This window comes from Pseudomonas synxantha (genome assembly GCF_900105675.1).
In the GTDB taxonomy this organism is placed as follows: Bacteria; Pseudomonadota; Gammaproteobacteria; order Pseudomonadales; family Pseudomonadaceae; genus Aquipseudomonas; species Aquipseudomonas synxantha.
Genome location: NZ_LT629786.1, coordinates 5045944 through 5071149, shown reverse-complemented (window position 1 = coordinate 5071149; position 25206 = coordinate 5045944). Strand labels below are relative to the sequence as shown.

Here is a 25206-nt window from a genome sequence, read left to right as displayed (position 1 = left end):
ATTGAAAATCTGCGGCGATGGTAACGGATGGCTGGCAACCTGCAAGCGCCTTCAGCTCAATTGCGCTTCGGCCAACGTGAGTGTGCGTGGGATGCGGGTGGCGTCCCAGTGTGCAATGCCCCAATTCAGCAGCTCCCGTGGGCTGGCGTGCAGCAGTTCATCGCCGGCTGGCTGGCCAAGGGCGCGCAGGGCCCGGAGCAGCAAAGGCGTGGCCTGGTCGGCCGTCAACGGCGGTGAACGGTAGGACTTGCCCAGCTTGTGGCCGTCCGGCTGTACGATCAGCGGCACATGCAGGTAACGCGGCTGGCGCAGGCCCAGTAGCTCTTGCAGGTACAGCTGGCGCGGTGTGGAGTCGAGCAGGTCGGCGCCGCGCACGATGTCGGTAACCCCTTGCCATGCGTCGTCGAGGACCACGGCCAATTGGTAGGCGTAGAGGCCATCGCGGCGACGGACGATGAAATCGCCCGCATCGCGGCCCAGATGCTGTCGGAACTCACCCTGTACGCGATCGGTAAAGTGGTATTCCAGTTCGGGTACGCGCAGACGGATGGCGGCATCTTGCTGATCGTGGCCGGCATTACGGCACAGGCCGGGGTAAATCCCGTTATAGGGTTCCAGCTGTTTACGTGAGCACGTGCAGGCGTACGCCAGGCCGTGGTTGAACAAGTCATTCAGCACTTTGGCGTAGGCATCATGCCGCTTGCTCTGTCGGACCAGATCGCCATCCCATTCAAAGCCGTAGCTTTCCAGAGCATGCAGAATCGCTGCCTGGGCGCCGGGCTCTTCACGCGGTGGGTCGAGATCTTCCATGCGCATCAACCAGCGACCCTGGTGGGCGCGAGCATCGAGGTAGGAGGCGAGGGCGGCAACCAGGGAGCCGAAGTGCAAATGGCCGCTGGGCGTGGGGGCGAAACGCCCGATATAGGTAGAGGCTGTCATGGGCCGGATACTACTGCAAAAGCGGTAAACGCCAGAAACAAAAATGGGGCGTTAGCACGCCCCATTCGTTCAGTTCGGCAGGGTTATTTGCCGACCTGTTTTTCCTTGATTTCAGCCAAGGTCTTGCAGTCTACGCACAGGTCCGCGGTTGGGCGGGCTTCCAGACGGCGAATACCGATCTCGACGCCGCAGGATTCGCACCAGCCATATTCCTCGTCTTCGATCAGTTGCAGGGTCTTGTCGATCTTCTTGATCAGTTTGCGCTCGCGATCACGGGCGCGCAGTTCGAGGGCGAATTCCTCTTCCTGGCTGGCACGGTCGGCCGGGTCCGGGAAATTGGCTGCTTCGTCCTTCATATGGTCAACCGTGCGGTCGACTTCCTGCATCAAGTCCTGTTTCCACTGCTTCAGGATTTTGGAGAAGTGCTCGCGCATGGGCTTGCCCATGTATTCCTCGCCCTTCGACTCAACGTAGGGTTGGAAGCCGCTGATGCTCTGTTGCTTTGCTTGGGTGGACATGAATAGACCGCCTCTCACTCTTCTAATCCATTGCGCAGGATTGCAACGTCACCGACACCTGCCGGCCCTGCGGCTGCAAGCGGGCGAACTTACCAGATAGATTCAGGGTGCGCCACTCCCGGTTGTCGAGCTCCACGACAAAGGGGTTGCAAACTGCAACAGCCCGCCATGGCTGGGGATGTACCCGCTCGAATGTTGATTTTAGTCGTTTTACAGGCGCCTGCCGGGCTCATCTTGGATGGCCGAGCAGGCAATAGAGCATGTTTTACCGCGAGGGTTCGGTAGAATCCTGATTTTGTCCTCACCGTTAAGGAAGGCTAATGGCTCAGCCCTACAGTGCGCGCAGTCGCGCTATCGAACCTTTTCATGTCATGGCGTTACTGGCACGGGCCAATGAGCTGCAGGCCGCCGGCCATGATGTGATCCACCTGGAAATCGGCGAGCCGGATTTCACCACGGCCGAACCGATCATCCAGGCCGGCCAGGCCGCACTGGCGAACGGCAAGACCCGCTATACCGCCGCCCGTGGGTTGCCCGAATTGCGCGAGGCCATCAGCGGGTTTTATCAGCAGCGTTACGGTTTGAGTGTCGATCCCGAGCGCATTCTGATCACCCCCGGTGGCTCCGGCGCCTTGTTGTTAACGAGCAGTCTGCTGGTAGACCCAGGCAAGCACTGGTTGCTGGCGGACCCGGGGTATCCTTGCAACCGACATTTCCTGCGGCTGGTAGAAGGCGCGGCCCAGTTGGTGCCGGTGGGGCCGGAGGTGCGCTACCAATTGACCGCAGACCTGGTTACCAGGCATTGGGACCAGGACAGTGTGGGTGCGCTGGTCGCGTCTCCGGCCAATCCCACCGGGACTATTCTTACGCGAGGCGAGTTGGCCGGGCTGTCCAGTGCGATCAAGGCGCGCAACGGTCACCTGGTGGTCGACGAGATCTACCACGGCCTGACCTATGGCACCGACGCGGTCAGCGTGCTGGAAGTCGACGATGACGCCTTTGTCCTGAATAGTTTTTCGAAGTATTTCGGCATGACCGGCTGGCGCCTGGGGTGGCTGGTAGCGCCGCCGGACGCGGTCAGTGAACTGGAGAAATTGGCGCAAAACCTCTACATCAGCGCGCCGAGCATGGCCCAATACGCCGCCTTGGCCTGTTTCACCCCGCAAACACTGGGCATTCTTGAAGAGCGCCGCGCTGAATTCGGTCGACGTCGCGACTTCTTGCTGCCTGCATTGCGCGAGTTGGGATTCGGCATTGCTGTAGAGCCGGAGGGTGCCTTCTACCTGTACGCCGATATCAGCGCGTTCGGCGGTGATGCCTTCGCATTCTGCCGTCATTTTCTCGAAACCGAGCATGTGGCCTTTACGCCTGGGTTGGACTTTGGCCGCTATCAAGCCGGTCACCATGTGCGGTTTGCCTACACGCAAAACCTCGATCGGCTACAAGAGGCGGTGGAACGCATCGCCCGTGGTTTGCGGAGCTGGCAAGGCTGATGCGATTTGATCCCCCTCTCGAAGAAGCGCGGCTGATTCGTCGCTACAAGCGTTTTCTCACCGATATCGAAACCGTTACCGGCGAGTTGCTCACCATCCACTGCCCGAATACTGGCTCGATGCTCAATTGCATGGTCGAAGGTGGCCAGGTCTGGTTCAGTCGTTCCTCCGATCCCAAGCGCAAGTTGCCGGGCACTTGGGAAATTGCTGAAACGCCTCAGGGACGGCTGGCGTGTGTCAACACGGCACGCGCCAATCAGCTGGTGGAAGAAGCACTGCGTGCCGGTGTGATTACTGAACTCAATGGCTTCACGGCGTTGAAGCGTGAAGTACCTTATGGTCAGGAGAAGAGCCGGATCGATTTTCGCCTGGATTACCCGCAGGGTGCCGCGTTCGTCGAAGTCAAAAGCGTGACCTTGGGCTTTGACGACACTTCGGTGGCGGCCTTTCCTGATGCGGTGACGCAGCGCGGGGCCAAGCACCTGAGAGAGCTGGCTTACCTGTCACGAACAGGCGTGCGAGCGGTGCAGTTGTATTGCGTGAATCTATCGGGAATCGATGCGGTGCGGCCCGCCGTGGAAATCGACGCTGCCTACGCTGGCGCTTTACGTGAGGCCAAGGCCGCGGGCGTCGAGGTGCTGGCGTATGGCGTACGGGTCACGCCGCAAGAGATTTACATCGAGCGTCCACTGCATGTGCTGCTTGGTAGCTAGAGTTCTACCCATAATCCCTGTGCGTCTTCCCGACCAGGCAAGGCCGTGAGACTCTGGCCTGCACAGGGGCCGGCGATGCATTCGCCGCTTTCGATCAGGAACAGTGCGCCATGGGTGGCGCATTGGATCAGGCTGGCGCTGGCATCGAGGAAGCGGTCGGTTTGCCATTCCAGCGGGATACCGCGATGGGGGCAGCGGTTGAGATAGAAGTAGGCAATGCCGTCCCGGCGCACAGCCAGCAGCTTGCAGCCGTCGATCTCAAAACCGCGGCTGCTGTTGGGGGCGAGGTCGCCTGAGGCGCAGAGAAACTTCATTTCAATCCTTAAGTGCCTTGACGTTCAAATGCAAACAATTATCAAATGCCCGCTTCGCCCGTCAGGTGACTGGGTGCTCAATACGATACATGGCAGGGATTATCTGGCACATCAATGAGCGCTCGAGTGGCCCTGCCCTAGGAAGGAAACCCTGTTATGCGTCTGAGTACCAGCGCTATTGCGCTTGTTGCTTCACTGCTGGTCAACCACGGGGCGCAAGCCTCTGAGCTGCCACAGCGCTGGGTCAGTGCCGGAGGGGCGCTATCGGAGTGGGTAGCGGCACTGGGCGGTGAATCGAAATTGGTCGGGGTGGATACCACCAGTCAGCATCCCGAATCGCTCAAGGCGTTGCCGAGCATTGGCTATCAACGGCAGTTGTCGGCCGAAGGTATTCTCAGCCTGCAACCGCAAATCCTCGTGGGCACCGAGGAAATGGGGCCACCACCGGTACTGGCGCAGATTCGCAATGCTGGCGTGCAGGTGGATATGTTCTCGGCCCAGCCGGATCTGCCGACCTTGAAAGACAACCTTCAACACCTGGGGAAGTTGCTCGGCAGTGAGGCCAAGGCCCACACGTTGTTTGCCGGATATGAGCAGGCGCTTGAGCAGCAAAAGAATTGGGTGAACAAGGCCCAGGCCACGCAAAAGGCGCCGGGTGTTCTGTTGTTGCTGGGCAATGCCGGTGGCAAGCCGCTGGTTGCTGGCAAGGACACGGCCGCCGATTGGCTGTTGCAGCAGGCCGGCGGGCGTAATCTGGCCACGCACACGGGCTACAAACCGTTTTCAGTGGAGTCGCTGGCAGGGTTGAGCCCGGATGTGCTGGTGTTTGCTGATCGCGCCCTCACCGGCGATGCGGCGCGGGCAGCCTTGTTCAAGGAAAATCCGATCCTTGCGTCTACACCTGCAGCCAAGAGCGGGCGAGTGTTTGAGCTGGATCCGACCCTACTGGTGGGTGGTCTGGGGCCGCGGTTGCCACAAAGCTTGGTGAAGCTGTCCGCCGGGTTTTATCCGTCCCAGGCCAAGCCTGCTCCATGACCACTCTGGTCAAGCCGAAAACACTGTTCATCGGGCTGTCGCTGTTATGTCTATTGGCGATCTGGCTCTCATTGGCCCTGGGCCCGGTCAGCCTGCCATTGGTGGACACGCTCAGGGCTGCTTTAAGACTGATGGGGGTGCCGATTGAAGCGGCAGGCTTGGAACAAGCCGAGTTGATCCTGGGGCAGATTCGCCTGCCAAGAACTTTGCTGGGCCTTGCGGTCGGCGGGGTGCTTGCGTTGTCAGGGGTAGCGATGCAGGGATTGTTTCGCAACCCGCTGGCCGATCCTGGGTTGGTGGGGGTGTCCAGCGGCGCAGCATTGGGGGCGGCGGTGGCGATTGTCGGCGGTTCGTTTTTTGGCGGGCTGCCGGATGCCTTCGGGCCGTACCTGTTGTCGTTGTGCGCATTTCTCGGTGGCCTGGGCGTCACGGCGCTGGTCTATCGGCTGGGGCGTCGCAATGGCCAGACGAATGTTGCGACGATGCTGCTTGCTGGTATCGCGCTTACGGCGCTGGCCAGTTCGGCGGTCGGGCTGTTTACCTATTTGGCCGATGACGCCACTTTGCGCACCCTGACGTTCTGGAACCTCGGCAGCCTCAATGGTGCGAGCTATTCGCGGTTGTGGCCCTTGCTGCTGGTGAGCGCGGGCGTGGCGCTGTGGTTGCCGCGTCGGGCGAAGGCATTGAATGCGCTGTTGTTGGGAGAGTCTGAGGCCAATCATCTGGGCATCGATGTAGAGGGGCTCAAGCGTGAATTGGTGTTCTGCACGGCCTTGGGCGTTGGTGCGGCGGTGGCGGCGGCAGGGATGATTGGCTTTGTTGGCTTGGTGGTGCCGCACCTGGTACGGCTGCTGGCGGGGCCGGATCATCGGGTGTTGCTACCGGCCTCGGTGCTGGCAGGGGCGAGTTTGTTGTTGTTTGCGGACCTGGTGGCACGCTTGGCGCTGGCGCCCGCGGAACTGCCGATTGGTATTGTTACTGCATTTATCGGTGCGCCATTTTTCCTCTACCTGTTACTGCGGGGGCGCGCCTGATGCTGCGAGTTGATGCGTTGCAGATACGGCGTGGGCGTAAAACCGTGCTGGCCGATGTCACCTTGAACCTGTTGCCGGGCGAAGTACTGGGCGTGCTGGGGCCGAACGGTGCCGGCAAAAGTACCTTGTTGGGGGCGCTTTGCGGGGAGTTGCAGCCTGATCAGGGCAGAGTGTGGCTGGATCAGCAAGAGTTGAAGAGCCTGGGCGGCGCGCAGCGTGCCCAGCGCCTGGCGGTGTTACCGCAAAGCTCAACCCTGGATTTTGCTTTTCGTGTCGAAGAGGTGGTAGGCATGGGGCGCTTGCCCCATCAGACCGGGCGAGTGCGCGATGACGAAATCATCAATGCGGCGCTGCAAGCGGCGGATGTCGGCCACTTGAGTGGTCGCAGTTACCTGGCTTTGTCGGGGGGCGAACGGCAGCGTGTGCATCTCGCGCGGGTATTGGCGCAGTTATGGCCGGGTGAGGCGGGGCAAACGTTGTTGTTGGATGAGCCGACGTCGATGCTCGATCCTTTGCACCAGCACACCACATTGCAGGCCATTCGCAGCTTTGCCGACAAAGGCGCTGCCGTGCTGGTGATCCTGCATGACTTGAACCTGGCCGCGCGTTACTGCGACCGGATCCTGTTGCTGAAAGACGGACGCCCCCATGCCTTGGATACGCCCTCTAAAGTCCTGCAACCTGAACCGCTCAAGGCCGTCTTTGGCTTGGAGGTTCTGGTACAGCGACATCCGGAGCGGGGGCACCCGCTGATCATTGCGCGCTGAGCTCAGTTATGTGCGGGCAAAAAAAGACCCGGCAAGAGCCGGGTCAAATAACCGTGATTAGCCTGATGAGGAGATAATCTGAGAGTCCGAACCAATGGTCTTTCAGTTATCGGCTGATCTCGCGACCAGTTGTGATAATCATAACGATTCTCATTTGAGAGTCAACATTTGTTTTTGCATGCTCATCCAGTTTTCTCAAACGCCCGTTTGTAATGCCCGTAAACATTGGGTCTGCACGCCAATCTAGTTTTTCTGACGCGTTGACATAGCATCCAGCTGACGGTTCAACGCCTCCTTGCGTTCCGTGGGAATGTCGTTCCAGTGCACATCCATCAATGCGCCTTCAATTGCATACAGCAGGACTTTCGATGCTCGAAAGCCGCGAGTTCGCACGGCTCGGTAAGCATCGACCGCTCCCAGGCGACGCAAGTCGGACGCGCTGTGGATGCCCACCGCATGCAGCCACTGCGCTGACGTCTTGCCAAGGTTTTTCAGGTGTTGCAGCTCATCGTTCATCAAGCCTCCTTGCGACGGCCGAATGGTGCGGTGGGTGTCGTGACCAGGCAGCCTGAAAATGAGTGTAGCGCTCAGTAGGAAAAGCGTGGTTCTTTGGTCAGAAGCGGGCGAAAAGCTTATAAGAATGGTGTGATGGCTTTAGCGACAGGCAGGCGGCAACCGCCCGGCGCGCCTGGGACTTAGCCGGGGTTCTGGGCGAAGGCTACTTGGTACGGTAGCGCAGGCGAGTTCCGAAATTGACTGACATCAGAATCTCGTCAGCCGTGAGCTCGGGTGGGAAATAAGTCCCCGAAATCTGCGCGTGGGCCAGGCTGGCGCCCTCCAGCGAGCAATCGCGTAAATCCAGACCGCGCAGGTCGGCCGAACGGAAATAGGCGTCGGTGAAGTCAACATCCTTGGCGTTCAGGTCGCGCAGGTCCAAGCCCCGGAAGTCGCCACCACGCATGTCAATGGGGCCACCCTCAGGGCGTTCCTGATTGAAGCCGCGGATGTCGTCCTTGTGCAGGAGCGCGTAGAGCGGGGTGTCGAGAAGCTTGGGCTGACTCATAATGGCGACTCCTGTTGGAATTATGACGCCATTATAGTGCCACTATTTCTGGGTCGTGCGTCGAAGTAGACGACACGACCAAGAAATATTTCTTACAGGCCCGGCAAGCGCTGTCGGATATGAGCGACTAAAGCGTCGAGGGTCCCGCTTTCATTGGTCTCGACACGCTTGCTCAGCAACAGCTCCTGTGCTGTCAGCGGCTCACGACTGGCTTGCTGCTCTTCGATAACGCTCAGTGTTGCGTCGGACGGGTCGTTTTTATCCGCCTGACGTTGTGCCAGCCAACTGGCAATAACGGCTTGAGGCGCGTTGCAATCGAGGATCAGGAACGGCGCCCCGGTAGCTTCGGCGACTTGGGCAGCCGCGTCACGTTGAGCGCGTTTCAAGAAGGTCGCATCCAGCACCACCGGGTAACCGGCGCGCAGCACGGTGTCGGCCATTTCGTTCAGGCGTGCGTAGGTGGCAGCGCTGGCGTCATGATTGTAGATATCGGCCTGTGGCGTGTTTTCGATCTGTTGCTCGCCAAACAGGCGCTTGCGTTCCACATCCGAGCGCAGGCGCACGGCGCCCAGGGCTTCGACCAGGCGCATGGCGACGTGGCTCTTGCCCACGGCTGAAACGCCATGGGTGATTGCCAGGAAGCGAGACGGAATGGTGCTGTAGCTTTCCGCCAGGTTGGCGTAATTGCGGTACTGGCGCAGGGTGTTGGCGCGTTGCACCGGGCTTGCTTCGCTCGGCATGCTGAACAGCGCAACTTTGGCGCGAACCAGCGCACGGTAGGCTTTATAGAAGTTCAGTAGCTCCAGGCCCTGGTAGTCACCGGTCAGTTCCAGGTACTGGCTGATAAAACGCCGTGCCAGGCTTTTCAGGCCGCGATCTTCCAGGTCCATGGCCAAAAAGGCGGTGTCTGCGTACACATCGGTAAAGCGGAAGGGCTCGTTGAACTCGATGCAGTCAAAGATCACCACGTGACCATCAATGAGGGTCGCGTTGCCCAGGTGGATATCACCGTGGCATTCGCGGGTATAGCCATTGAGCTTGCGCTGTTCCAGCAAGGGCTTGAGACGTTCGAAGCTGCTTTCAGCCCAGGCTTGCAGGGCTTCCAGTTGAGTCAGGTCGGCCTTGTCGCTAAGAAACGGGCGGATCTGGTCGAAGTTCTGGCGCACCGGAGCCATCACTTCCTCCGGCGTGCCGGCCGGATGCTCTTGTGGGACCTTGGGGGCGGTGAGGTGGAAGTGCGCAATCTGCTGGGCCATCTCGTCGATGTGCGCACAGGTCAGTTCGCCGTTGGCTTGCAGGGTGCTGAGCATCTGGCTTTGCGGGAACTGACGCATCTTCAGCGCGTACTCGATCACCGGGCCATCGCCGCCCAGTTGCGGTGCCTCGGAGGTGCCGGTGATTGGCAACACTTCAAGATACAAATCTGCGGTCAGGCGCTGGTTGAGGCGCAGTTCTTCGCGACAGAAGTGGCCGCGGTCCTCCAGTTGGGTGAAGTCCAGGAAGCCGAAGTTCATCGGCTTCTTCAGTTTATATGCGTAGGCGCCTGTCAGTATCACCCAGGAAATATGGGTCTCGATGACTTGAAACGCTTCAACCGGATGAGGGTACAAAGCCGGGTTTTGCAGGGCAGCGATCAGGGACTGGCTCACGGGCGATCCTTCAAAGTCGGGGAGAAATCATGGTGGGCATTATGGCTGCTGATGCCAGTCGTGCAAACCGCTGTCCGGCTCATGTTGATCATCAATAAAGTGCGTATAATCCGCCGCCATGACTCGAACCCGATCTCCCCGTTCCCGTAAAAAACCTCCTTCCCGCAGCCTGCGCCCCTGGCTGGGCTGGGCGCTCAAGCTTGGCCTGGTGGGCCTTGTGGTGATCGCCGGCTTTGCGGTGTACCTCGATGCCGTGGTGCAGGAAAAGTTCTCCGGCAAGCGCTGGACCATTCCGGCCAAGGTGTACGCACGCCCGCTGGAGTTGTTCTCCGGCCAGAAGCTGAGCAAGGAAGACTTTCTGACCGAGCTCGACGCACTGGGCTACCGTCGCGAGCCCGTGAGCAATGGCCCAGGCGCGGCGGCCGTCAGCGGTAATACCGTCGACCTGAACACCCGTGGCTTCCAGTTCTACGAAGGCCTGGAAAAAGCTCAGCCTGTGCGCGTGCGTTTTTCCGGCGACTATGTGGCTGAGCTGTCGTCGCTCAATGGCTCCAAGCTGCCGGTGGTGCGCCTGGAACCTTTGATGATCGGCGGTATTTACCCGAAAAATCTTGAAGATCGCATCCTGATCAAACTCGATCAGGTTCCGCCGTACCTGCTGGAAACCCTGGTGGCTGTGGAAGACCGCGACTTCTACAGCCATTGGGGCGTCTCGCCGAAGTCGATTGCCCGCGCCATTTGGGTCAACACCTCCGGCGGCAAGATGACCCAGGGCGGCAGTACGCTCACGCAGCAACTGGTCAAGAACTTCTACCTGACCAGTGAACGCAGCCTGACCCGTAAACTCACTGAAGCCATGATGGCGATGTTGCTGGAGCTGCATTACAGCAAGCAGGAAATCCTCGAGGCCTACCTCAACGAGGTATTCGTCGGTCAGGATGGCCAGCGCGCGGTGCACGGTTTCGGCTTGGCCAGCCAATTCTTCTTTGGGCAGCCATTGTCCGAGTTGAAGTTGCATCAAGTCGCGTTGCTGGTGGGGATGGTCAAGGGGCCGTCCTATTACAACCCGCGTCGCAACCCGGAGCGTGCGCTTGAGCGCCGTAACCTGGTACTCGATGTGCTGGAGCAGCAAGGTGTTGCCACGGCCGAGCAGGTGGCCGCCGCGAAGAAAATGCCGCTGGGTGTAACCACCCGCGGCAAGCTGGCGGACAGCTCATTCCCCGGCTTTATCGACCTGGTCAAGCGTCAGCTGCGTGAAGACTACCGTGACGAAGACTTGACCGAAGAGGGCCTGCGGATCTTCACCAGCTTCGATCCGATCCTGCAAATGAAGGCCGAGGCGTCGGTCAACGACACCTTCAAGCGCCTGACCGGCCGTAAAGGCTCGGATGAGGTCGAGGCCGCCATGGTGGTGACCAATCCGGAAACCGGTGAAGTCCAGGCCATGATCGGCAGCCGCCAGGCAAGCTTCGCCGGCTTCAACCGGGCGCTGGATGCTGTGCGTCCAATAGGCTCGCTGGTCAAGCCCGCTGTCTATTTGAGCGCATTGGAAAAACCCAGCAAGTACACGCTGACCAGTTGGCTGTCGGATGATCCGCTGTCGGTCAAAGGCGCGGACGGCCAGGTCTGGACGCCCAAGAACTTCGACCGCCGCTCCCACGGCACGGTGTTCCTGTATCAGGGGTTGGCGCACTCCTACAACATCTCGACCTCACGCCTTGGGCTTGAGGTCGGTGTGCCGAATGTGCTGAAGACGTTGGCGCGACTGGGGGTCGAGCGTGAGTTTCCGGCGTTTCCGTCCATGCTACTGGGCGCTGCGGCCATGACTCCCATGGAAGTGGCCACCATGTACCAAACCCTGGCCAATGGCGGCTTCAATACGCCCATGCGCGGTATCCGGAGTGTGCTGACCGCTGATGGCGAACCGCTCAAGCGTTATCCGTTCCAGATCCAGCAGCGTTTCGACGCGGGCTCTATCTACCTGATCCAGAACGCCATGCAGCGCGTGATGCGTGAGGGTACTGGGCGTTCGGTCTATAACGTGTTGCCGTCGAACCTGACCCTGGCCGGCAAGACCGGTACCAGTAACGATTCGCGTGACAGCTGGTTCGCGGGCTTCGGCCAGGATGTATTGGCGGTGGTGTGGCTGGGGCGTGACGACAACGGCAAGACGCCGTTTACCGGGGCCACCGGTGCGTTGCAGGTGTGGACCAGTTTCATGCGCAAGGCCGACCCGTTGCCGCTCAACATGCCGCAGCCGGACAATATCGTGCAGGCCTGGATCGACCCGCACACCGGCCAAGGCTCTGATGCCAACTGTCCTGGCGCGGTACAGATGCCGTATATTCGCGGCAGCGAACCACCTCCCGGCGCCCCATGCGGTGGCAGTGCACCTGCTGACGCGGAATCGGTGATGGATTGGGTCAAGGGCTGGATGAATTAAGCAAAGAGGGTTTCAAGTGAACAAGTTGTGGATTCCAGCGATTGCGGCTCTGGCTTTGCTCGGCGGTTGCTCCAGCGTGCAGCGCGGCTCTATTCCCGTGGTGGACTCAAGCACGTCCGTCTCCAATAACGACCGCATCTCGGCCAACGGCGGCTTTCGCCAGACCGTGGTCAAACGTCCTGCCCAAGCTGCGACCCAAGCGATACCACAGGATTCAGGCGTGGTTGTTATGGTGCCTGGCAGTGGTGCTGCGACCTCGGCGCCCATCAGTGCCGAACCATGGACCCCAGGCCCCAGCACTTCCGGGCCGGTAGATTCCGCGCCGATTCAAACCGCGCCGGTCAACCAGGGCACCTACACCATGCCATCGACGCCAAGCGGGATTCCGTCGGCGTCCAGCGCAGGTGGGTTGTCGGCTGACGAACAACTGGATGGCCCGGTGCTGGCGCTGCTCACCACCGCTCAACAGCAGCAGGCGGGGGGCGACTTGAATGGCGCATCGTCGAGCCTTGAACGTGCCCAGCGCGTGGCGCCTCGCGAGCCGCAAGTGTTGTATCGCCTGGCCCAGGTACGCATGGCCCAGGGCGATGCACCCCAAGCGGAGCAATTCGCTCGCCGTGGCCTGTCCCTGGCCAATGGTCGCCCGGCCCTGCAGGCCAGCCTGTGGGCCTTGATCGGTGATGCGCGTGCTGCTCAGGGTGATGCCGCGGGTGCCGCCCAGGCACGACAGAAAGCCAAGGTCAGCCTCTGATGGATGCGCGTTTTCCAGCGATTGCCGAACAGTTATTGCTGATTGAGCGCGAACTGCGTATGCAGGGCTGGTGGGACGAAGTTCCCCCAAGTGCCGAAGCGCTTAGCAGTGTCGAGCCCTTTTCAGTCGATACCCTGGACTTCTACCAATGGCTGCAGTGGATCTTCCTCGTGCGCATGAAGCAGATCCTGGAGCAGGACCTGCCATTGCCGAATGCGTCGGGGATCCTGGAAATGGCCGAGATGGTCTATGCCGACCGTCCATTGGAGAGCCTTGGCTTGCGCAATGCGCTGAAAAAGTTCGACCAATTGATCGTCGACGCTCGTTAATTGCCTGACTGCCGGTTTTTTCGGCAGTCTTGCGCACATTTCTACCGCTTGACGACATTCAGGCGAGTTTTATCCCTCCTCAAAGCCATTTCTTCTACGTTCTCATGCGCTTAGTTGGAAAAAAGCGCAATTATTGCTTGACTTGAACGGCCTGAAACAGAAGAATCCAAAGTCCGCTGTATCGGGACTGCCAGAAGCAGACCCGCTCAGCAGATCATGAGGCGCACATCCGCGCCGACCTGTAACACCCGCAACGCGTTACCTCGCGCTGGGTGGGAAAAGCCCGCAACACTTGGGACGATCCCAATACTTGCTCAGTCAGTGCTGACGTAGTCGGCGACCACCGTCGCTCATGCTCTGTTGAGAAGTAAACCTATTAAGACCCGTCGGTTTTTAACGGACGGTATTCTGGCGTTTTAGAGGTGAACAACGTGGAGCTTTTATCTGGCGGTGAGATGCTCGTCCGCTTTTTGCGTGACGAAGGCGTCGACTATATCTACGGGTACCCAGGTGGTGCTCTGCTGCATGTCTACGACGCACTGTTCAAGGAACCGGCTGTTACCCACATCCTGGTTCGCCACGAACAGGCCGCGACCCATATGGCTGACGGTTACGCCCGTGCCACCGGTAAAGCCGGCGTGGTACTGGTAACGTCCGGTCCAGGCGCAACCAACGCTATTACCGGCATCGCGACTGCCTATATGGACTCCATCCCGATGGTGATCATTTCCGGTCAGGTCGCCAGCACCATGGTCGGTACCGATGCATTCCAGGAAACCGACATGATCGGTATTTCCCGCCCGATCGTGAAACACAGCTTCATGATCAAGCATGCATCGGAAATCCCGGAAATCATGAAAAAGGCGTTCTACCTCGCACAGTCCGGTCGCCCGGGCCCTGTGGTGGTTGATATCCCGAAAGACATGACCAACCCGGCCGAGAAATTCGAGTACGTCTTTCCGAAAAAAGCCAAGCTGCGCTCCTACAGCCCGGCCGTCCGTGGGCACTCAGGGCAAATCCGCAAGGCGGCAGAAATGCTCCTGGCGGCCAAGCGTCCAGTTCTCTACTCCGGCGGTGGCGTGATTCTGGGCGGTGGTTCTGCTCCACTGACCGAGCTGGCCAAGCTGCTCAACCTGCCGGTGACGAACACCCTGATGGGCCTCGGTGCATTCCCGGGTTCGGATCGTCAGTTCGTCGGTATGCTTGGCATGCACGGCAGCTACACCGCCAACCTGACCATGCACCACGCCGACGTGATCCTGGCCGTGGGCGCGCGGTTCGATGACCGTGTGATCAACGGTGCGAGCAAGTTCTGCCCGAATGCCAAGATCATCCACATCGACATCGACCCGGCGTCTATCTCCAAGACCATCAAGGCCGATGTGCCGATCGTGGGGCCGGTGGAAAGCGTGTTGACCGAAATGGTCGCTGCACTGAAGGACATTGGCGAGGCACCGAACAAGGAATCCGTTGCCAGTTGGTGGAAGCAGATCGACGAATGGCGTGGTGATCGTGGCCTGTTCCCTTACGACAAGGGCGACGGCAGCATCATCAAGCCACAAACCGTGATCGAAACCCTGTGCGAAGTGACCAAGGGCGACGCCTTTGTGACCTCCGACGTGGGCCAGCACCAGATGTTCGCAGCCCAGTACTACACGTTCGACAAGCCTAACCGCTGGATCAACTCCGGTGGCCTGGGCACGATGGGCTTTGGTTTCCCTGCAGCCATGGGCGTGAAGCTGAGCTTCCCGGATGCCGACGTGGCTTGTGTCACCGGTGAAGGCAGCATCCAGATGAACATCCAGGAACTGTCGACGTGCCTGCAATATGGTCTTCCGGTGAAGATCGTCTGCCTGAACAACGGTGTACTGGGCATGGTTCGCCAGTGGCAGGACATGAGCTACGGTAGCCGTCACTCCCATTCCTACATGGAATCGTTGCCGGATTTCGTCAAGTTGGTTGAAGCCTATGGCCACGTCGGCATTCGCATCACTGATTTGAAAGATCTGAAGCCGAAGATGGAAGAGGCGTTCGCCATGAAGGACCGCCTGGTGTTCATCGATATTCAGGTGGATACCAGCGAGCACGTCTATCCGATGCAGATCAAAGACGGCTCTATGCGCGACATGTGGCTGAACAAGACGGAGCGTACTTAATCATGCGGCATATTATCTCCCTGCTTCTGGAGAACGAACCCGGCGCTCTGTCCCGTGTTGTCGGCCTGTTTTCGCAACGCAACTACAACATTGAAAGTCTGACCGTGGCCCCGACCGAGGACCCGACCCTGTCGCGCCTGACGTTGACCACCGTGGGGCACGATGAGGTGATCGAGCAGATCACCAAGAACCTCAACAAGCTGATCGAAGTGGTCAAGCTGGTCGACCTGTCGGAAAGTGCCCACATCGAGCGCGAACTGATGCTGGTCAAGGTCAAGGCCACGGGTGCCCAACGTGCCGAGATCAAACGGACTACCGATATTTATCGTGGGCAGATCGTCGATGTGAGCGCCAGCGTTTATACCGTTCAACTGACCGGTACAAGCGACAAGCTGGACAGCTTCATCCAGTCGATCGGGACGGCCTCGATTCTGGAAACCGTACGCAGTGGTGTCACCGGGATTGCCCGTGGCGACAAAGTACTCAGCATCTAACCCAAATTAGCGAATGGCCTTACGGCCTGGATATATAGAGGAACCTCATGAAAGTTTATTACGATAAAGATTGTGACCTGTCGATCATCCAGGGCAAGAAAGTCGCCATCATCGGCTACGGTTCCCAGGGCCACGCCCAAGCGTGCAACCTGAAAGATTCCGGCGTAGACGTCACTGTTGGCCTGCGCAAAGGCTCGGCCACCGTTGCCAAGGCCGAGGCCCATGGCCTGAAAGTGACAGACGTCGCTTCCGCCGTTGCAGCTGCCGACCTGGTCATGATCCTGACCCCGGACGAGTTCCAGTCCGCGTTGTACAAGAACGAAATCGAGCCGAACATCAAGAAAGGCGCCACCCTGGCCTTCTCCCACGGTTTCGCGATTCACTACAACCAGGTTGTGCCACGCGCTGACTTGGACGTGATCATGATCGCGCCGAAAGCCCCGGGCCACACCGTGCGTTCCGAGTTCGTCAAAGGCGGCGGTATCCCTGACCTGATCGCGATCTACCAGGACGCTTCGGGTAACGCCAAGAACGTTGCACTGTCCTACGCTGCTGGCGTTGGTGGTGGTCGCACCGGCATTATCGAAACCACCTTCAAGGACGAGACTGAAACCGACCTGTTCGGCGAACAAGCCGTTCTGTGCGGCGGTACCGTTGAACTGGTCAAGGCCGGTTTCGAAACCCTGGTTGAAGCTGGCTACGCGCCGGAAATGGCCTACTTCGAATGCCTGCACGAACTGAAGCTGATCGTTGACCTCATGTACGAAGGCGGTATCGCCAACATGAACTATTCGATCTCCAACAACGCCGAGTACGGTGAGTACGTGACTGGCCCGGAAGTGATCAACGCCGAGTCCCGCCAGGCCATGCGCAACGCCCTGAAACGTATTCAGGACGGCGAATACGCCAAAATGTTCATCAGCGAAGGCGCTACCGGCTACCCTTCGATGACCGCCAAGCGTCGTAACAACGCAGCTCACGGCATCGAAGTCATCGGCGAGCAACTGCGCTCCATGATGCCGTGGATCGGTGCCAACAAGATCGTCGACAAAGCCAAGAACTAAGTCGTACGCATCAAGGGAAAACGCGGCTTAGGCCGCGTTTTTTCGTTTGAGGGGCCGGTTCTGGTATAAAGCTGCATCGTTTGCGGGCGAACACTCGCCGCAAGTATCTGTCGAATTTTTTCACACCGTTGCAAGGTAAAGTCCATGAGCGAACGTCCCGAAGAGCCAAACCAGGCTTCCGACGCCGAAAGCATGCTGCCGATCGATGAACATGTCGAAGAAGGGCATGACGCCGAAGGCCGTAAGGTCCGGCATCGTGGCATCTATCTTCTGCCCAATCTGTTTACGACGGCGAACCTGTTTGCCGGCTTTTATTCCATCATCAACTCCATGAGTGCCCAAAGTGCACTGGCGGCAGGTGATGCGGCGAGTGCCAGCAAGTATTTTGGTTTTGCTGCCATCGCAATCTTCGTGGCCATGGTGCTCGACGGCCTGGATGGGCGCGTAGCGCGGATGACCAATACCCAGAGTGCCTTCGGCGCCGAATACGACTCGTTGTCGGACATGGTCGCCTTTGGTGTCGCACCTGCGTTGCTGGCGTTTGCCTGGGCATTGGGTGACATGGGCAAGGTCGGCTGGATGGTTGCCTTTATCTATGTTGCCGGTGCCGCTTTGCGCCTGGCGCGCTTCAATACCCAGGTCGGGACCGCTGACAAGCGCTACTTCATCGGTCTGGCCAGTCCGGCAGCGGCGGGTGTTGTAGCCGGTATTGTGTGGGCATTCAGTGACTACGGTATTCAGGGCTCGAAAATGTCGTTCCTGGTCGCTTTGATGGTAGCGGCGGCCGGCATGCTGATGGTCAGCAATATCAAGTACAACAGCTTCAAGGAGCTGGATCTCAAGGGGCGAGTGCCTTTTGTGGCGATCCTCGTGGTGGTACTGGTGTTTGCGGTAGTGTTCAGCGATCCGCCGCGTATTCTGCTGTTGGCGTTCCTCGTCTACGCGGCTTCGGGGCCGATTCAGTACTTGCTGCATCTGCGTCGGGACAAAACATTGTCTTAATGTAATTTCCCCCATACTCCGCAGTCTATTGGTGCATCAGTTCTCCAATGCTGCGGAGTTGCCATGTTAATCAAATTGCCTAAAGCGTCCGATTGTCACGAATCGGATGTCACGCCTGAATCCCTCTATTTCTCTCGCCGCAGCTTGCTCGGTGGTGCGCTGGCCGGTATTGCTGCCAGCAGCTTGCCGCGGTGGGCCAGTGCGGGTGATGCGGCGCGCTATGCCGATGTCGAGGCGGGCAGGGCGCCCAGTTGGTTTGCCGAGAAGCTTGCTGGGACGAAGTGGCAGGCGGTGACGGTCAAGGACGAGGCGATCACACCGTTCAAGGACGCAACTCACTACAACAACTTTTATGAGTTCGGTACCGACAAGGGTGACCCTGCGCAGAATGCGGGTTCGCTCAAGACTGAGCCTTGGAGCGTTGTGATTGATGGTGAGGTAGCCAAGCCGGGGCGCTATGCCCTGGAAGACTTCATGAAACCCTATGAACTGGAAGAACGCATCTATCGCCTGCGCTGCGTTGAAGCCTGGTCGATGGTAATCCCGTGGATCGGCTTTCCGATCTCGGCGTTGCTCAAGCAGGTTGAGCCGACCTCCAAAGCGAAGTACATCCGGTTCGAGACCCTTCAGGATCCGAAAAGCATGCCGGGGCAGCGTTCAAGTTTTGGCTTGATCGATTGGCCCTATGTAGAAGGGTTGCGTCTGGACGAAGCGATGAATCCACTGGCGATACTCGCTGTTGGCATGTATGGGCGCGAATTGCCTAACCAGAATGGCGCGCCGTTGCGCCTGGTGGTGCCGTGGAAGTACGGCTTCAAGAGTGTGAAATCCATCGTGCGGATCAGTCTTGTCAGCGAGCAGCCGAAAACCACCTGGCAAAGCATTGCGGCTGATGAGTATGGGTTTTATGCGAACGTGAATCCCACGGTCGATCATCCGCGGTGGACCCAGGCGAGGGAGCGACGTCTCCCCAGCGGCCTGTTCAGTCCGAATGTGCGCGACACGCAGATGTTCAATGGCTATTCCGATGAGGTCGCTTCTTTATATACAGGTCTCGACCTGCGGAAGAACTACTGATGCGCTTTCCAATCTGGCGCATTGGGGTCTTCATAGCTGCGGCGGTTTGGCCATTGCTCTGGCTATATGAAGCATGGAGTTTTGCCCTTGGACCTGATCCGGGCAAAGTGCTGGTCGATCGCCTGGGCCTGGGTACGTTGATTCTACTGCTGGTCACGCTCGGGATGACGCCGCTGCAGAAGTTGAGCGGTTGGGCGGGGTGGATCGCGGTACGCCGGCAATTGGGCTTGTGGTGCTTTGCCTATGTTGTGTTGCATTTGGCGGCGTATTGCGTGTTCGTCCTTGGGCTGGATTGGTCCCAGCTCGGCGTGGAGCTGCGCAAGCGGCCTTACATAATTGTGGGGGCGTTGGGGTTTCTTGCTTTATTAGTGCTGGCTGTCACATCTAATCGCTACAGCCAGCGACGGTTGGGTAGTCGTTGGAAGAAGTTGCATCGCTTGGTCTATGTGATTCTCGGGCTTGGTCTGCTGCACATGCTCTGGATAGTTCGGGCTGATTTGAAGGAGTGGGCTGTCTACGCTTCCATCGGTGCGCTGCTTCTTCTGCTGCGGGTGCCTCCAGTTATGCGGCGAATCCCCCGCCTTATTGCTAAAAAAGCACCTTCTGCCACAAAAGTGTAATTAACCCTTGACGACAGATTCTGGAAGCCTATAATTCGCCCCACTTCCGGCGCAGTCGAAACGGAAAACTCCTTGGTAAACAAAGAGTTATGAAGTTTTCGGCAGCAAATAGCTTCAGTTCATCGAAGCCCAAAGGAAGTTGAAAAAGAGGTGTTGACAGCAGCGTGTAACGCTGTAGAATTCGCCTCCCGCTGATGAGAGATCAGAAGCGCAAGTGGTTGAAGTTGTTGAAGAAATCTTCGAAAGCTTCTGAAAATAATCACTTGACAGCAAATGAGGCTGCTGTAGAATGCGCGCCTCGGTTGAGACGAAAGCTCTTAACCAACCGCTCTTTAACAACTGAATCAAGCAATTCGTGTGGGTGCTTGTGGAGTCAGACTGATAGTCAACAAGATTATCAGCATCACAAGTTACTCCGCGAGAAATCAAAGATGTAACCAACGATTGCTGAGCCAAGTTTAGGGTTTCTTAAAAACCCAAAGATGTTTGAACTGAAGAGTTTGATCATGGCTCAGATTGAACGCTGGCGGCAGGCCTAACACATGCAAGTCGAGCGGTAGAGAGAAGCTTGCTTCTCTTGAGAGCGGCGGACGGGTGAGTAATGCCTAGGAATCTGCCTGGTAGTGGGGGATAACGTTCGGAAACGGACGCTAATACCGCATACGTCCTACGGGAGAAAGCAGGGGACCTTCGGGCCTTGCGCTATCAGATGAGCCTAGGTCGGATTAGCTAGTTGGTGGGGTAATGGCTCACCAAGGCGACGATCCGTAACTGGTCTGAGAGGATGATCAGTCACACTGGAACTGAGACACGGTCCAGACTCCTACGGGAGGCAGCAGTGGGGAATATTGGACAATGGGCGAAAGCCTGATCCAGCCATGCCGCGTGTGTGAAGAAGGTCTTCGGATTGTAAAGCACTTTAAGTTGGGAGGAAGGGTTGTAGATTAATACTCTGCAATTTTGACGTTACCGACAGAATAAGCACCGGCTAACTCTGTGCCAGCAGCCGCGGTAATACAGAGGGTGCAAGCGTTAATCGGAATTACTGGGCGTAAAGCGCGCGTAGGTGGTTTGTTAAGTTGGATGTGAAATCCCCGGGCTCAACCTGGGAACTGCATTCAAAACTGACTGACTAGAGTATGGTAGAGGGTGGTGGAATTTCCTGTGTAGCGGTGAAATGCGTAGATATAGGAAGGAACACCAGTGGCGAAGGCGACCACCTGGACTGATACTGACACTGAGGTGCGAAAGCGTGGGGAGCAAACAGGATTAGATACCCTGGTAGTCCACGCCGTAAACGATGTCAACTAGCCGTTGGGAGCCTTGAGCTCTTAGTGGCGCAGCTAACGCATTAAGTTGACCGCCTGGGGAGTACGGCCGCAAGGTTAAAACTCAAATGAATTGACGGGGGCCCGCACAAGCGGTGGAGCATGTGGTTTAATTCGAAGCAACGCGAAGAACCTTACCAGGCCTTGACATCCAATGAACTTTCTAGAGATAGATTGGTGCCTTCGGGAACATTGAGACAGGTGCTGCATGGCTGTCGTCAGCTCGTGTCGTGAGATGTTGGGTTAAGTCCCGTAACGAGCGCAACCCTTGTCCTTAGTTACCAGCACGTAATGGTGGGCACTCTAAGGAGACTGCCGGTGACAAACCGGAGGAAGGTGGGGATGACGTCAAGTCATCATGGCCCTTACGGCCTGGGCTACACACGTGCTACAATGGTCGGTACAGAAGGTTGCCAAGCCGCGAGGTGGAGCTAATCCCAGAAAACCGATCGTAGTCCGGATCGCAGTCTGCAACTCGACTGCGTGAAGTCGGAATCGCTAGTAATCGCGAATCAGAATGTCGCGGTGAATACGTTCCCGGGCCTTGTACACACCGCCCGTCACACCATGGGAGTGGGTTGCACCAGAAGTAGCTAGTCTAACCTTCGGGAGGACGGTTACCACGGTGTGATTCATGACTGGGGTGAAGTCGTAACAAGGTAGCCGTAGGGGAACCTGCGGCTGGATCACCTCCTTAATCGACGACATCAGCTGCTCCATAAGTTCCCACACGAATTGCTTGATTCATTGAAGAAGACGATAAAGAAGCAGCCCGAAATTGGGTCTGTAGCTCAGTTGGTTAGAGCGCACCCCTGATAAGGGTGAGGTCGGCAGTTCGAATCTGCCCAGACCCACCAATTTTGTGTGGGAAACGCCTGTAGAAATACGGGGCCATAGCTCAGCTGGGAGAGCGCCTGCCTTGCACGCAGGAGGTCAACGGTTCGATCCCGTTTGGCTCCACCACTACTGCTTCTGTTTGTATAAAGCTTAGAAATGAGCATTCCATCGCTGTGATGGTGAATGTTGATTTCTAGTCTTTGACTAGTTCGTTCTTTAAAAATTTGGGTATGTGATAGAAAGATAGACTGAACGTTACTTTCACTGGTAACGGATCAGGCTAAGGTAAAATTTGTGAGTTCTCTTAATTGAGAAATTCGAATTTTCGGCGAATGTCGTCTTCACAGTATAACCAGATTGCTTGGGGTTATATGGTCAAGTGAAGAAGCGCATACGGTGGATGCCTTGGCAGTCAGAGGCGATGAAAGACGTGGTAGCCTGCGAAAAGCTTCGGGGAGTCGGCAAACAGACTTTGATCCGGAGATGTCTGAATGGGGGAACCCAGCCATCATAAGATGGTTATCTTGTACTGAATACATAGGTGCAAGAGGCGAACCAGGGGAACTGAAACATCTAAGTACCCTGAGGAAAAGAAATCAACCGAGATTCCCTTAGTAGTGGCGAGCGAACGGGGACTAGCCCTTAAGTGGCTTTGAGATTAGCGGAACGCTCTGGAAAGTGCGGCCATAGTGGGTGATAGCCCTGTACGCGAAAATCTCTTAATCATGAAATCGAGTAGGACGGAGCACGAGAAACTTTGTCTGAATATGGGGGGACCATCCTCCAAGGCTAAATACTACTGACTGACCGATAGTGAACTAGTACCGTGAGGGAAAGGCGAAAAGAACCCCGGAGAGGGGAGTGAAATAGATCCTGAAACCGTATGCGTACAAGCAGTGGGAGCCCACTTTGTTGGGTGACTGCGTACCTTTTGTATAATGGGTCAGCGACTTATTTTCAGTGGCGAGCTTAACCGAATAGGGGAGGCGTAGCGAAAGCGAGTCTTAATAGGGCGTCTAGTCGCTGGGAATAGACCCGAAACCGGGCGATCTATCCATGGGCAGGTTGAAGGTTGGGTAACACTAACTGGAGGACCGAACCGACTACCGTTGAAAAGTTAGCGGATGACCTGTGGATCGGAGTGAAAGGCTAATCAAGCTCGGAGATAGCTGGTTCTCCTCGAAAGCTATTTAGGTAGCGCCTCATGTATCACTGTAGGGGGTAGAGCACTGTTTCGGCTAGGGGGTCATCCCGACTTACCAAACCGATGCAAACTCCGAATACCTACAAGTGCCGAGCATGGGAGACACACGGCGGGTGCTAACGTCCGTCGTGAAAAGGGAAACAACCCAGACCGTCAGCTAAGGTCCCAAAGTTATGGTTAAGTGGGAAACGATGTGGGAAGGCTTAGACAGCTAGGAGGTTGGCTTAGAAGCAGCCACCCTTTAAAGAAAGCGTAATAGCTCACTAGTCGAGTCGGCCTGCGCGGAAGATGTAACGGGGCTCAAACCATACACCGAAGCTACGGGTATCACGTAAGTGATGCGGTAGAGGAGCGTTCTGTAAGCCTGTGAAGGTGAGTTGAGAAGCTTGCTGGAGGTATCAGAAGTGCGAATGCTGACATGAGTAACGACAATGGGTGTGAAAAACACCCACGCCGAAAGACCAAGGTTTCCTGCGCAACGTTAATCGACGCAGGGTTAGTCGGTCCCTAAGGCGAGGCTGAAAAGCGTAGTCGATGGAAAACAGGTTAATATTCCTGTACTTCTGGTTATTGCGATGGAGGGACGGAGAAGGCTAGGCCAGCTTGGCGTTGGTTGTCCAAGTTTAAGGTGGTAGGCTGGAATCTTAGGTAAATCCGGGATTCTAAGGCCGAGAGCTGATGACGAGTCATCTTTTAGATGACGAAGTGGTTGATGCCATGCTTCCAAGAAAAGCTTCTAAGCTTCAGGTAACCAGGAACCGTACCCCAAACCGACACAGGTGGTTGGGTAGAGAATACCAAGGCGCTTGAGAGAACTCGGGTGAAGGAACTAGGCAAAATGGCACCGTAACTTCGGGAGAAGGTGCGCCGGTGAGGGTGAAGGACTTGCTCCGTAAGCTCATGCCGGTCGAAGATACCAGGCCGCTGCGACTGTTTATTAAAAACACAGCACTCTGCAAACACGAAAGTGGACGTATAGGGTGTGACGCCTGCCCGGTGCCGGAAGGTTAATTGATGGGGTTAGCTAACGCGAAGCTCTTGATCGAAGCCCCGGTAAACGGCGGCCGTAACTATAACGGTCCTAAGGTAGCGAAATTCCTTGTCGGGTAAGTTCCGACCTGCACGAATGGCGTAACGATGGCGGCGCTGTCTCCACCCGAGACTCAGTGAAATTGAAATCGCTGTGAAGATGCAGTGTATCCGCGGCTAGACGGAAAGACCCCGTGAACCTTTACTATAGCTTTGCACTGGACTTTGAATTTGCTTGTGTAGGATAGGTGGGAGGCTTTGAAGCGTGGACGCCAGTCTGCGTGGAGCCAACCTTGAAATACCACCCTGGCAACTTTGAGGTTCTAACTCAGGTCCGTTATCCGGATCGAGGACAGTGTATGGTGGGTAGTTTGACTGGGGCGGTCTCCTCCTAAAGAGTAACGGAGGAGTACGAAGGTGCGCTCAGACCGGTCGGAAATCGGTCGTAGAGTATAAAGGCAAAAGCGCGCTTGACTGCGAGACAGACACGTCGAGCAGGTACGAAAGTAGGTCTTAGTGATCCGGTGGTTCTGTATGGAAGGGCCATCGCTCAACGGATAAAAGGTACTCCGGGGATAACAGGCTGATACCGCCCAAGAGTTCATATCGACGGCGGTGTTTGGCACCTCGATGTCGGCTCATCACATCCTGGGGCTGAAGCCGGTCCCAAGGGTATGGCTGTTCGCCATTTAAAGTGGTACGCGAGCTGGGTTTAGAACGTCGTGAGACAGTTCGGTCCCTATCTGCCGTGGACGTTTGAGATTTGAGAGGGGCTGCTCCTAGTACGAGAGGACCGGAGTGGACGAACCTCTGGTGTTCCGGTTGTCACGCCAGTGGCATTGCCGGGTAGCTATGTTCGGAATAGATAACCGCTGAAAGCATCTAAGCGGGAAACTAGCCTCAAGATGAGATCTCACTGGGACCTTGAGTCCCCTGAAGGGCCGTCGAAGACTACGACGTTGATAGGTTGGGTGTGTAAGCGCTGTGAGGCGTTGAGCTAACCAATACTAATTGCCCGTGAGGCTTGACCATATAACACCCAAGCAATTTGACTACTCTAACGAGCATCAGATTGCGGTGTGTGAAGACGAAATGAACCGAAAGTTCGACGCTCACAAAGCACCGACCGCTGTCACATACCCAATTTGCTGAAGCGAGGCCAGCTGGCCACGACTCAGTACCCGAATTTCTTGACGACCATAGAGCATTGGAACCACCTGATCCCATCCCGAACTCAGTAGTGAAACGATGCATCGCCGATGGTAGTGTGGGGTTTCCCCATGTGAGAGTAGGTCATCGTCAAGATTAAATTCCGAAACCCCAATTGCGAAAGCAGTTGGGGTTTTG

Annotated in this window: 20 protein-coding genes, 2 tRNA genes and 3 rRNA genes; 19 read left to right on the top strand and 6 right to left on the bottom strand. The window is 57.2% G+C overall.

Features of this window, described 5'->3' with window-relative positions; genetic code table 11:
* Positions 1-51 precede the first annotated feature (51 nt).
* Together gluQRS and dksA are read right to left on the bottom strand one after the other, a co-directional pair.
* Positions 52-939 (bottom strand): tRNA glutamyl-Q(34) synthetase GluQRS, encoded by an 888-nt coding sequence (gene gluQRS / locus BLU48_RS23510; protein WP_057025011.1) that lies wholly within the window; start codon positions 937-939, stop codon positions 52-54.
* An 83-nt stretch (positions 940-1022) separates the two neighbouring features.
* Positions 1023-1457: an RNA polymerase-binding protein DksA gene (dksA, locus tag BLU48_RS23505; RefSeq protein ID WP_005791430.1), complete on the bottom strand. Its 435-nt coding sequence runs from the start codon at positions 1455-1457 to the stop codon at positions 1023-1025.
* 320 nt (positions 1458-1777) lie between these two features.
* On the opposite strand from dksA, the gene BLU48_RS23500 reads away from it, so the two are divergent.
* Together BLU48_RS23500 and sfsA are read left to right on the top strand one after the other, a co-directional pair.
* The gene (locus tag BLU48_RS23500; RefSeq protein WP_057025010.1) at positions 1778-2950 is read left to right on the top strand and encodes a pyridoxal phosphate-dependent aminotransferase; all 1173 of its coding nucleotides are present in this window, start codon (positions 1778-1780) and stop codon (positions 2948-2950) included.
* Positions 2950-3663, top strand: a complete 714-nt coding sequence (gene sfsA / locus BLU48_RS23495; protein ID WP_043050604.1) for a DNA/RNA nuclease SfsA — start codon at positions 2950-2952, stop codon at positions 3661-3663. The genes BLU48_RS23500 and sfsA overlap by 1 nt, the downstream gene beginning before the upstream one ends.
* Here sfsA and BLU48_RS23490 read toward each other — a convergent pair.
* Positions 3660-3977, bottom strand: coding sequence for a Rieske (2Fe-2S) protein (locus tag BLU48_RS23490; protein WP_057025009.1), 318 nt, complete (start codon positions 3975-3977; stop codon positions 3660-3662). The genes sfsA and BLU48_RS23490 overlap by 4 nt on opposite strands.
* 156 nt (positions 3978-4133) lie before the next feature.
* Here BLU48_RS23490 and BLU48_RS23485 point away from each other — a divergent pair, with 156 nt between their 5' ends.
* The 3 genes from BLU48_RS23485 to BLU48_RS23475 are packed head-to-tail and all read left to right on the top strand — an operon-like array spanning position 4134 to position 6813.
* Positions 4134-5012 carry a heme/hemin ABC transporter substrate-binding protein gene (locus BLU48_RS23485; protein ID WP_057025008.1) on the top strand — a complete coding sequence of 293 codons (879 nt, stop codon included), beginning with the start codon at positions 4134-4136 and terminating at the stop codon, positions 5010-5012.
* Positions 5009-6046: a FecCD family ABC transporter permease gene (locus BLU48_RS23480; RefSeq protein WP_046069535.1), complete on the top strand. Its 1038-nt coding sequence runs from the start codon at positions 5009-5011 to the stop codon at positions 6044-6046. Before BLU48_RS23485 ends, BLU48_RS23480 begins: the two co-directional genes overlap by 4 nt.
* Positions 6046-6813 carry a heme ABC transporter ATP-binding protein gene (locus BLU48_RS23475; RefSeq protein WP_057025007.1) on the top strand — a complete coding sequence of 256 codons (768 nt, stop codon included), beginning with the start codon at positions 6046-6048 and terminating at the stop codon, positions 6811-6813. Before BLU48_RS23480 ends, BLU48_RS23475 begins: the two co-directional genes overlap by 1 nt.
* Before the next feature lie 243 nt (positions 6814-7056).
* Here the strand turns inward: BLU48_RS23475 and BLU48_RS23470 are convergent, their stop codons facing one another.
* The 3 genes from BLU48_RS23470 to BLU48_RS23460 form a co-directional block, all read right to left on the bottom strand.
* Complete coding sequence (locus BLU48_RS23470) at positions 7057-7329, bottom strand: TfoX/Sxy family protein (protein ID WP_046069533.1); 273 nt, start codon at positions 7327-7329, stop codon at positions 7057-7059.
* Positions 7330-7531: 202 nt separating this feature from the next.
* A complete protein-coding gene (locus BLU48_RS23465; RefSeq protein WP_046069532.1) occupies positions 7532-7876 on the bottom strand; it encodes a pentapeptide repeat-containing protein in 345 nt (114 codons plus the stop codon).
* A gap of 92 nt (positions 7877-7968) precedes the next feature.
* Positions 7969-9525, bottom strand: a complete 1557-nt coding sequence (locus BLU48_RS23460; RefSeq protein WP_057025006.1) for a bifunctional aminoglycoside phosphotransferase/ATP-binding protein — start codon at positions 9523-9525, stop codon at positions 7969-7971.
* Between the two features lie 118 nt (positions 9526-9643).
* On the opposite strand from BLU48_RS23460, the gene mrcB reads away from it, so the two are divergent.
* The 14 genes from mrcB to rrf all read left to right on the top strand — a co-directional run bounded on the left by mrcB (position 9644) and on the right by rrf (position 25164).
* The gene (gene mrcB, locus BLU48_RS23455; protein WP_057025005.1) at positions 9644-11968 is read left to right on the top strand and encodes a penicillin-binding protein 1B; all 2325 of its coding nucleotides are present in this window, start codon (positions 9644-9646) and stop codon (positions 11966-11968) included.
* Between the two features lie 16 nt (positions 11969-11984).
* Positions 11985-12719 carry a tetratricopeptide repeat protein gene (locus BLU48_RS23450; protein ID WP_057025004.1) on the top strand — a complete coding sequence of 245 codons (735 nt, stop codon included), beginning with the start codon at positions 11985-11987 and terminating at the stop codon, positions 12717-12719.
* A complete protein-coding gene (locus tag BLU48_RS23445) occupies positions 12719-13048 on the top strand; it encodes a YqcC family protein (protein WP_057025003.1) in 330 nt (109 codons plus the stop codon). The genes BLU48_RS23450 and BLU48_RS23445 overlap by 1 nt, the downstream gene beginning before the upstream one ends.
* A 431-nt stretch (positions 13049-13479) precedes the next feature.
* Positions 13480-15204: an acetolactate synthase 3 large subunit gene (locus BLU48_RS23440; protein ID WP_057025061.1), complete on the top strand. Its 1725-nt coding sequence runs from the start codon at positions 13480-13482 to the stop codon at positions 15202-15204.
* Between the two features lie 2 nt (positions 15205-15206).
* Positions 15207-15698 (top strand): acetolactate synthase small subunit, encoded by a 492-nt coding sequence (gene ilvN, locus BLU48_RS23435; RefSeq protein ID WP_003176102.1) that lies wholly within the window; start codon positions 15207-15209, stop codon positions 15696-15698.
* 47 nt (positions 15699-15745) lie between these two features.
* The gene (ilvC, locus tag BLU48_RS23430; protein WP_003176099.1) at positions 15746-16762 is read left to right on the top strand and encodes a ketol-acid reductoisomerase; all 1017 of its coding nucleotides are present in this window, start codon (positions 15746-15748) and stop codon (positions 16760-16762) included.
* 144 nt (positions 16763-16906) lie between these two features.
* Positions 16907-17764 (top strand): CDP-diacylglycerol--serine O-phosphatidyltransferase, encoded by an 858-nt coding sequence (pssA, locus tag BLU48_RS23425; protein WP_043050593.1) that lies wholly within the window; start codon positions 16907-16909, stop codon positions 17762-17764.
* A 63-nt stretch (positions 17765-17827) separates the two neighbouring features.
* Positions 17828-18841: a protein-methionine-sulfoxide reductase catalytic subunit MsrP gene (gene msrP, locus BLU48_RS23420; RefSeq protein ID WP_057025002.1), complete on the top strand. Its 1014-nt coding sequence runs from the start codon at positions 17828-17830 to the stop codon at positions 18839-18841.
* Complete coding sequence (gene msrQ, locus BLU48_RS23415; RefSeq protein WP_046069526.1) at positions 18841-19461, top strand: protein-methionine-sulfoxide reductase heme-binding subunit MsrQ; 621 nt, start codon at positions 18841-18843, stop codon at positions 19459-19461. The genes msrP and msrQ overlap by 1 nt, the downstream gene beginning before the upstream one ends.
* 488 nt (positions 19462-19949) lie before the next feature.
* Positions 19950-21486 (top strand): 16S ribosomal RNA (locus tag BLU48_RS23405).
* 83 nt (positions 21487-21569) lie between these two features.
* Positions 21570-21646, top strand: a tRNA-Ile gene (locus BLU48_RS23400).
* A 30-nt stretch (positions 21647-21676) separates the two neighbouring features.
* A tRNA-Ala gene (locus tag BLU48_RS23395) sits at positions 21677-21752 on the top strand.
* A 247-nt stretch (positions 21753-21999) separates the two neighbouring features.
* Positions 22000-24891: ribosomal RNA gene (locus tag BLU48_RS23390) — 23S ribosomal RNA — on the top strand.
* Positions 24892-25048: 157 nt separating this feature from the next.
* Positions 25049-25164: ribosomal RNA gene (gene rrf, locus BLU48_RS23385) — 5S ribosomal RNA — on the top strand.
* Together the 16S, 23S and 5S rRNA genes with 2 tRNA genes alongside form the textbook arrangement of a ribosomal RNA operon.
* Positions 25165-25206 lie beyond the last annotated feature (42 nt).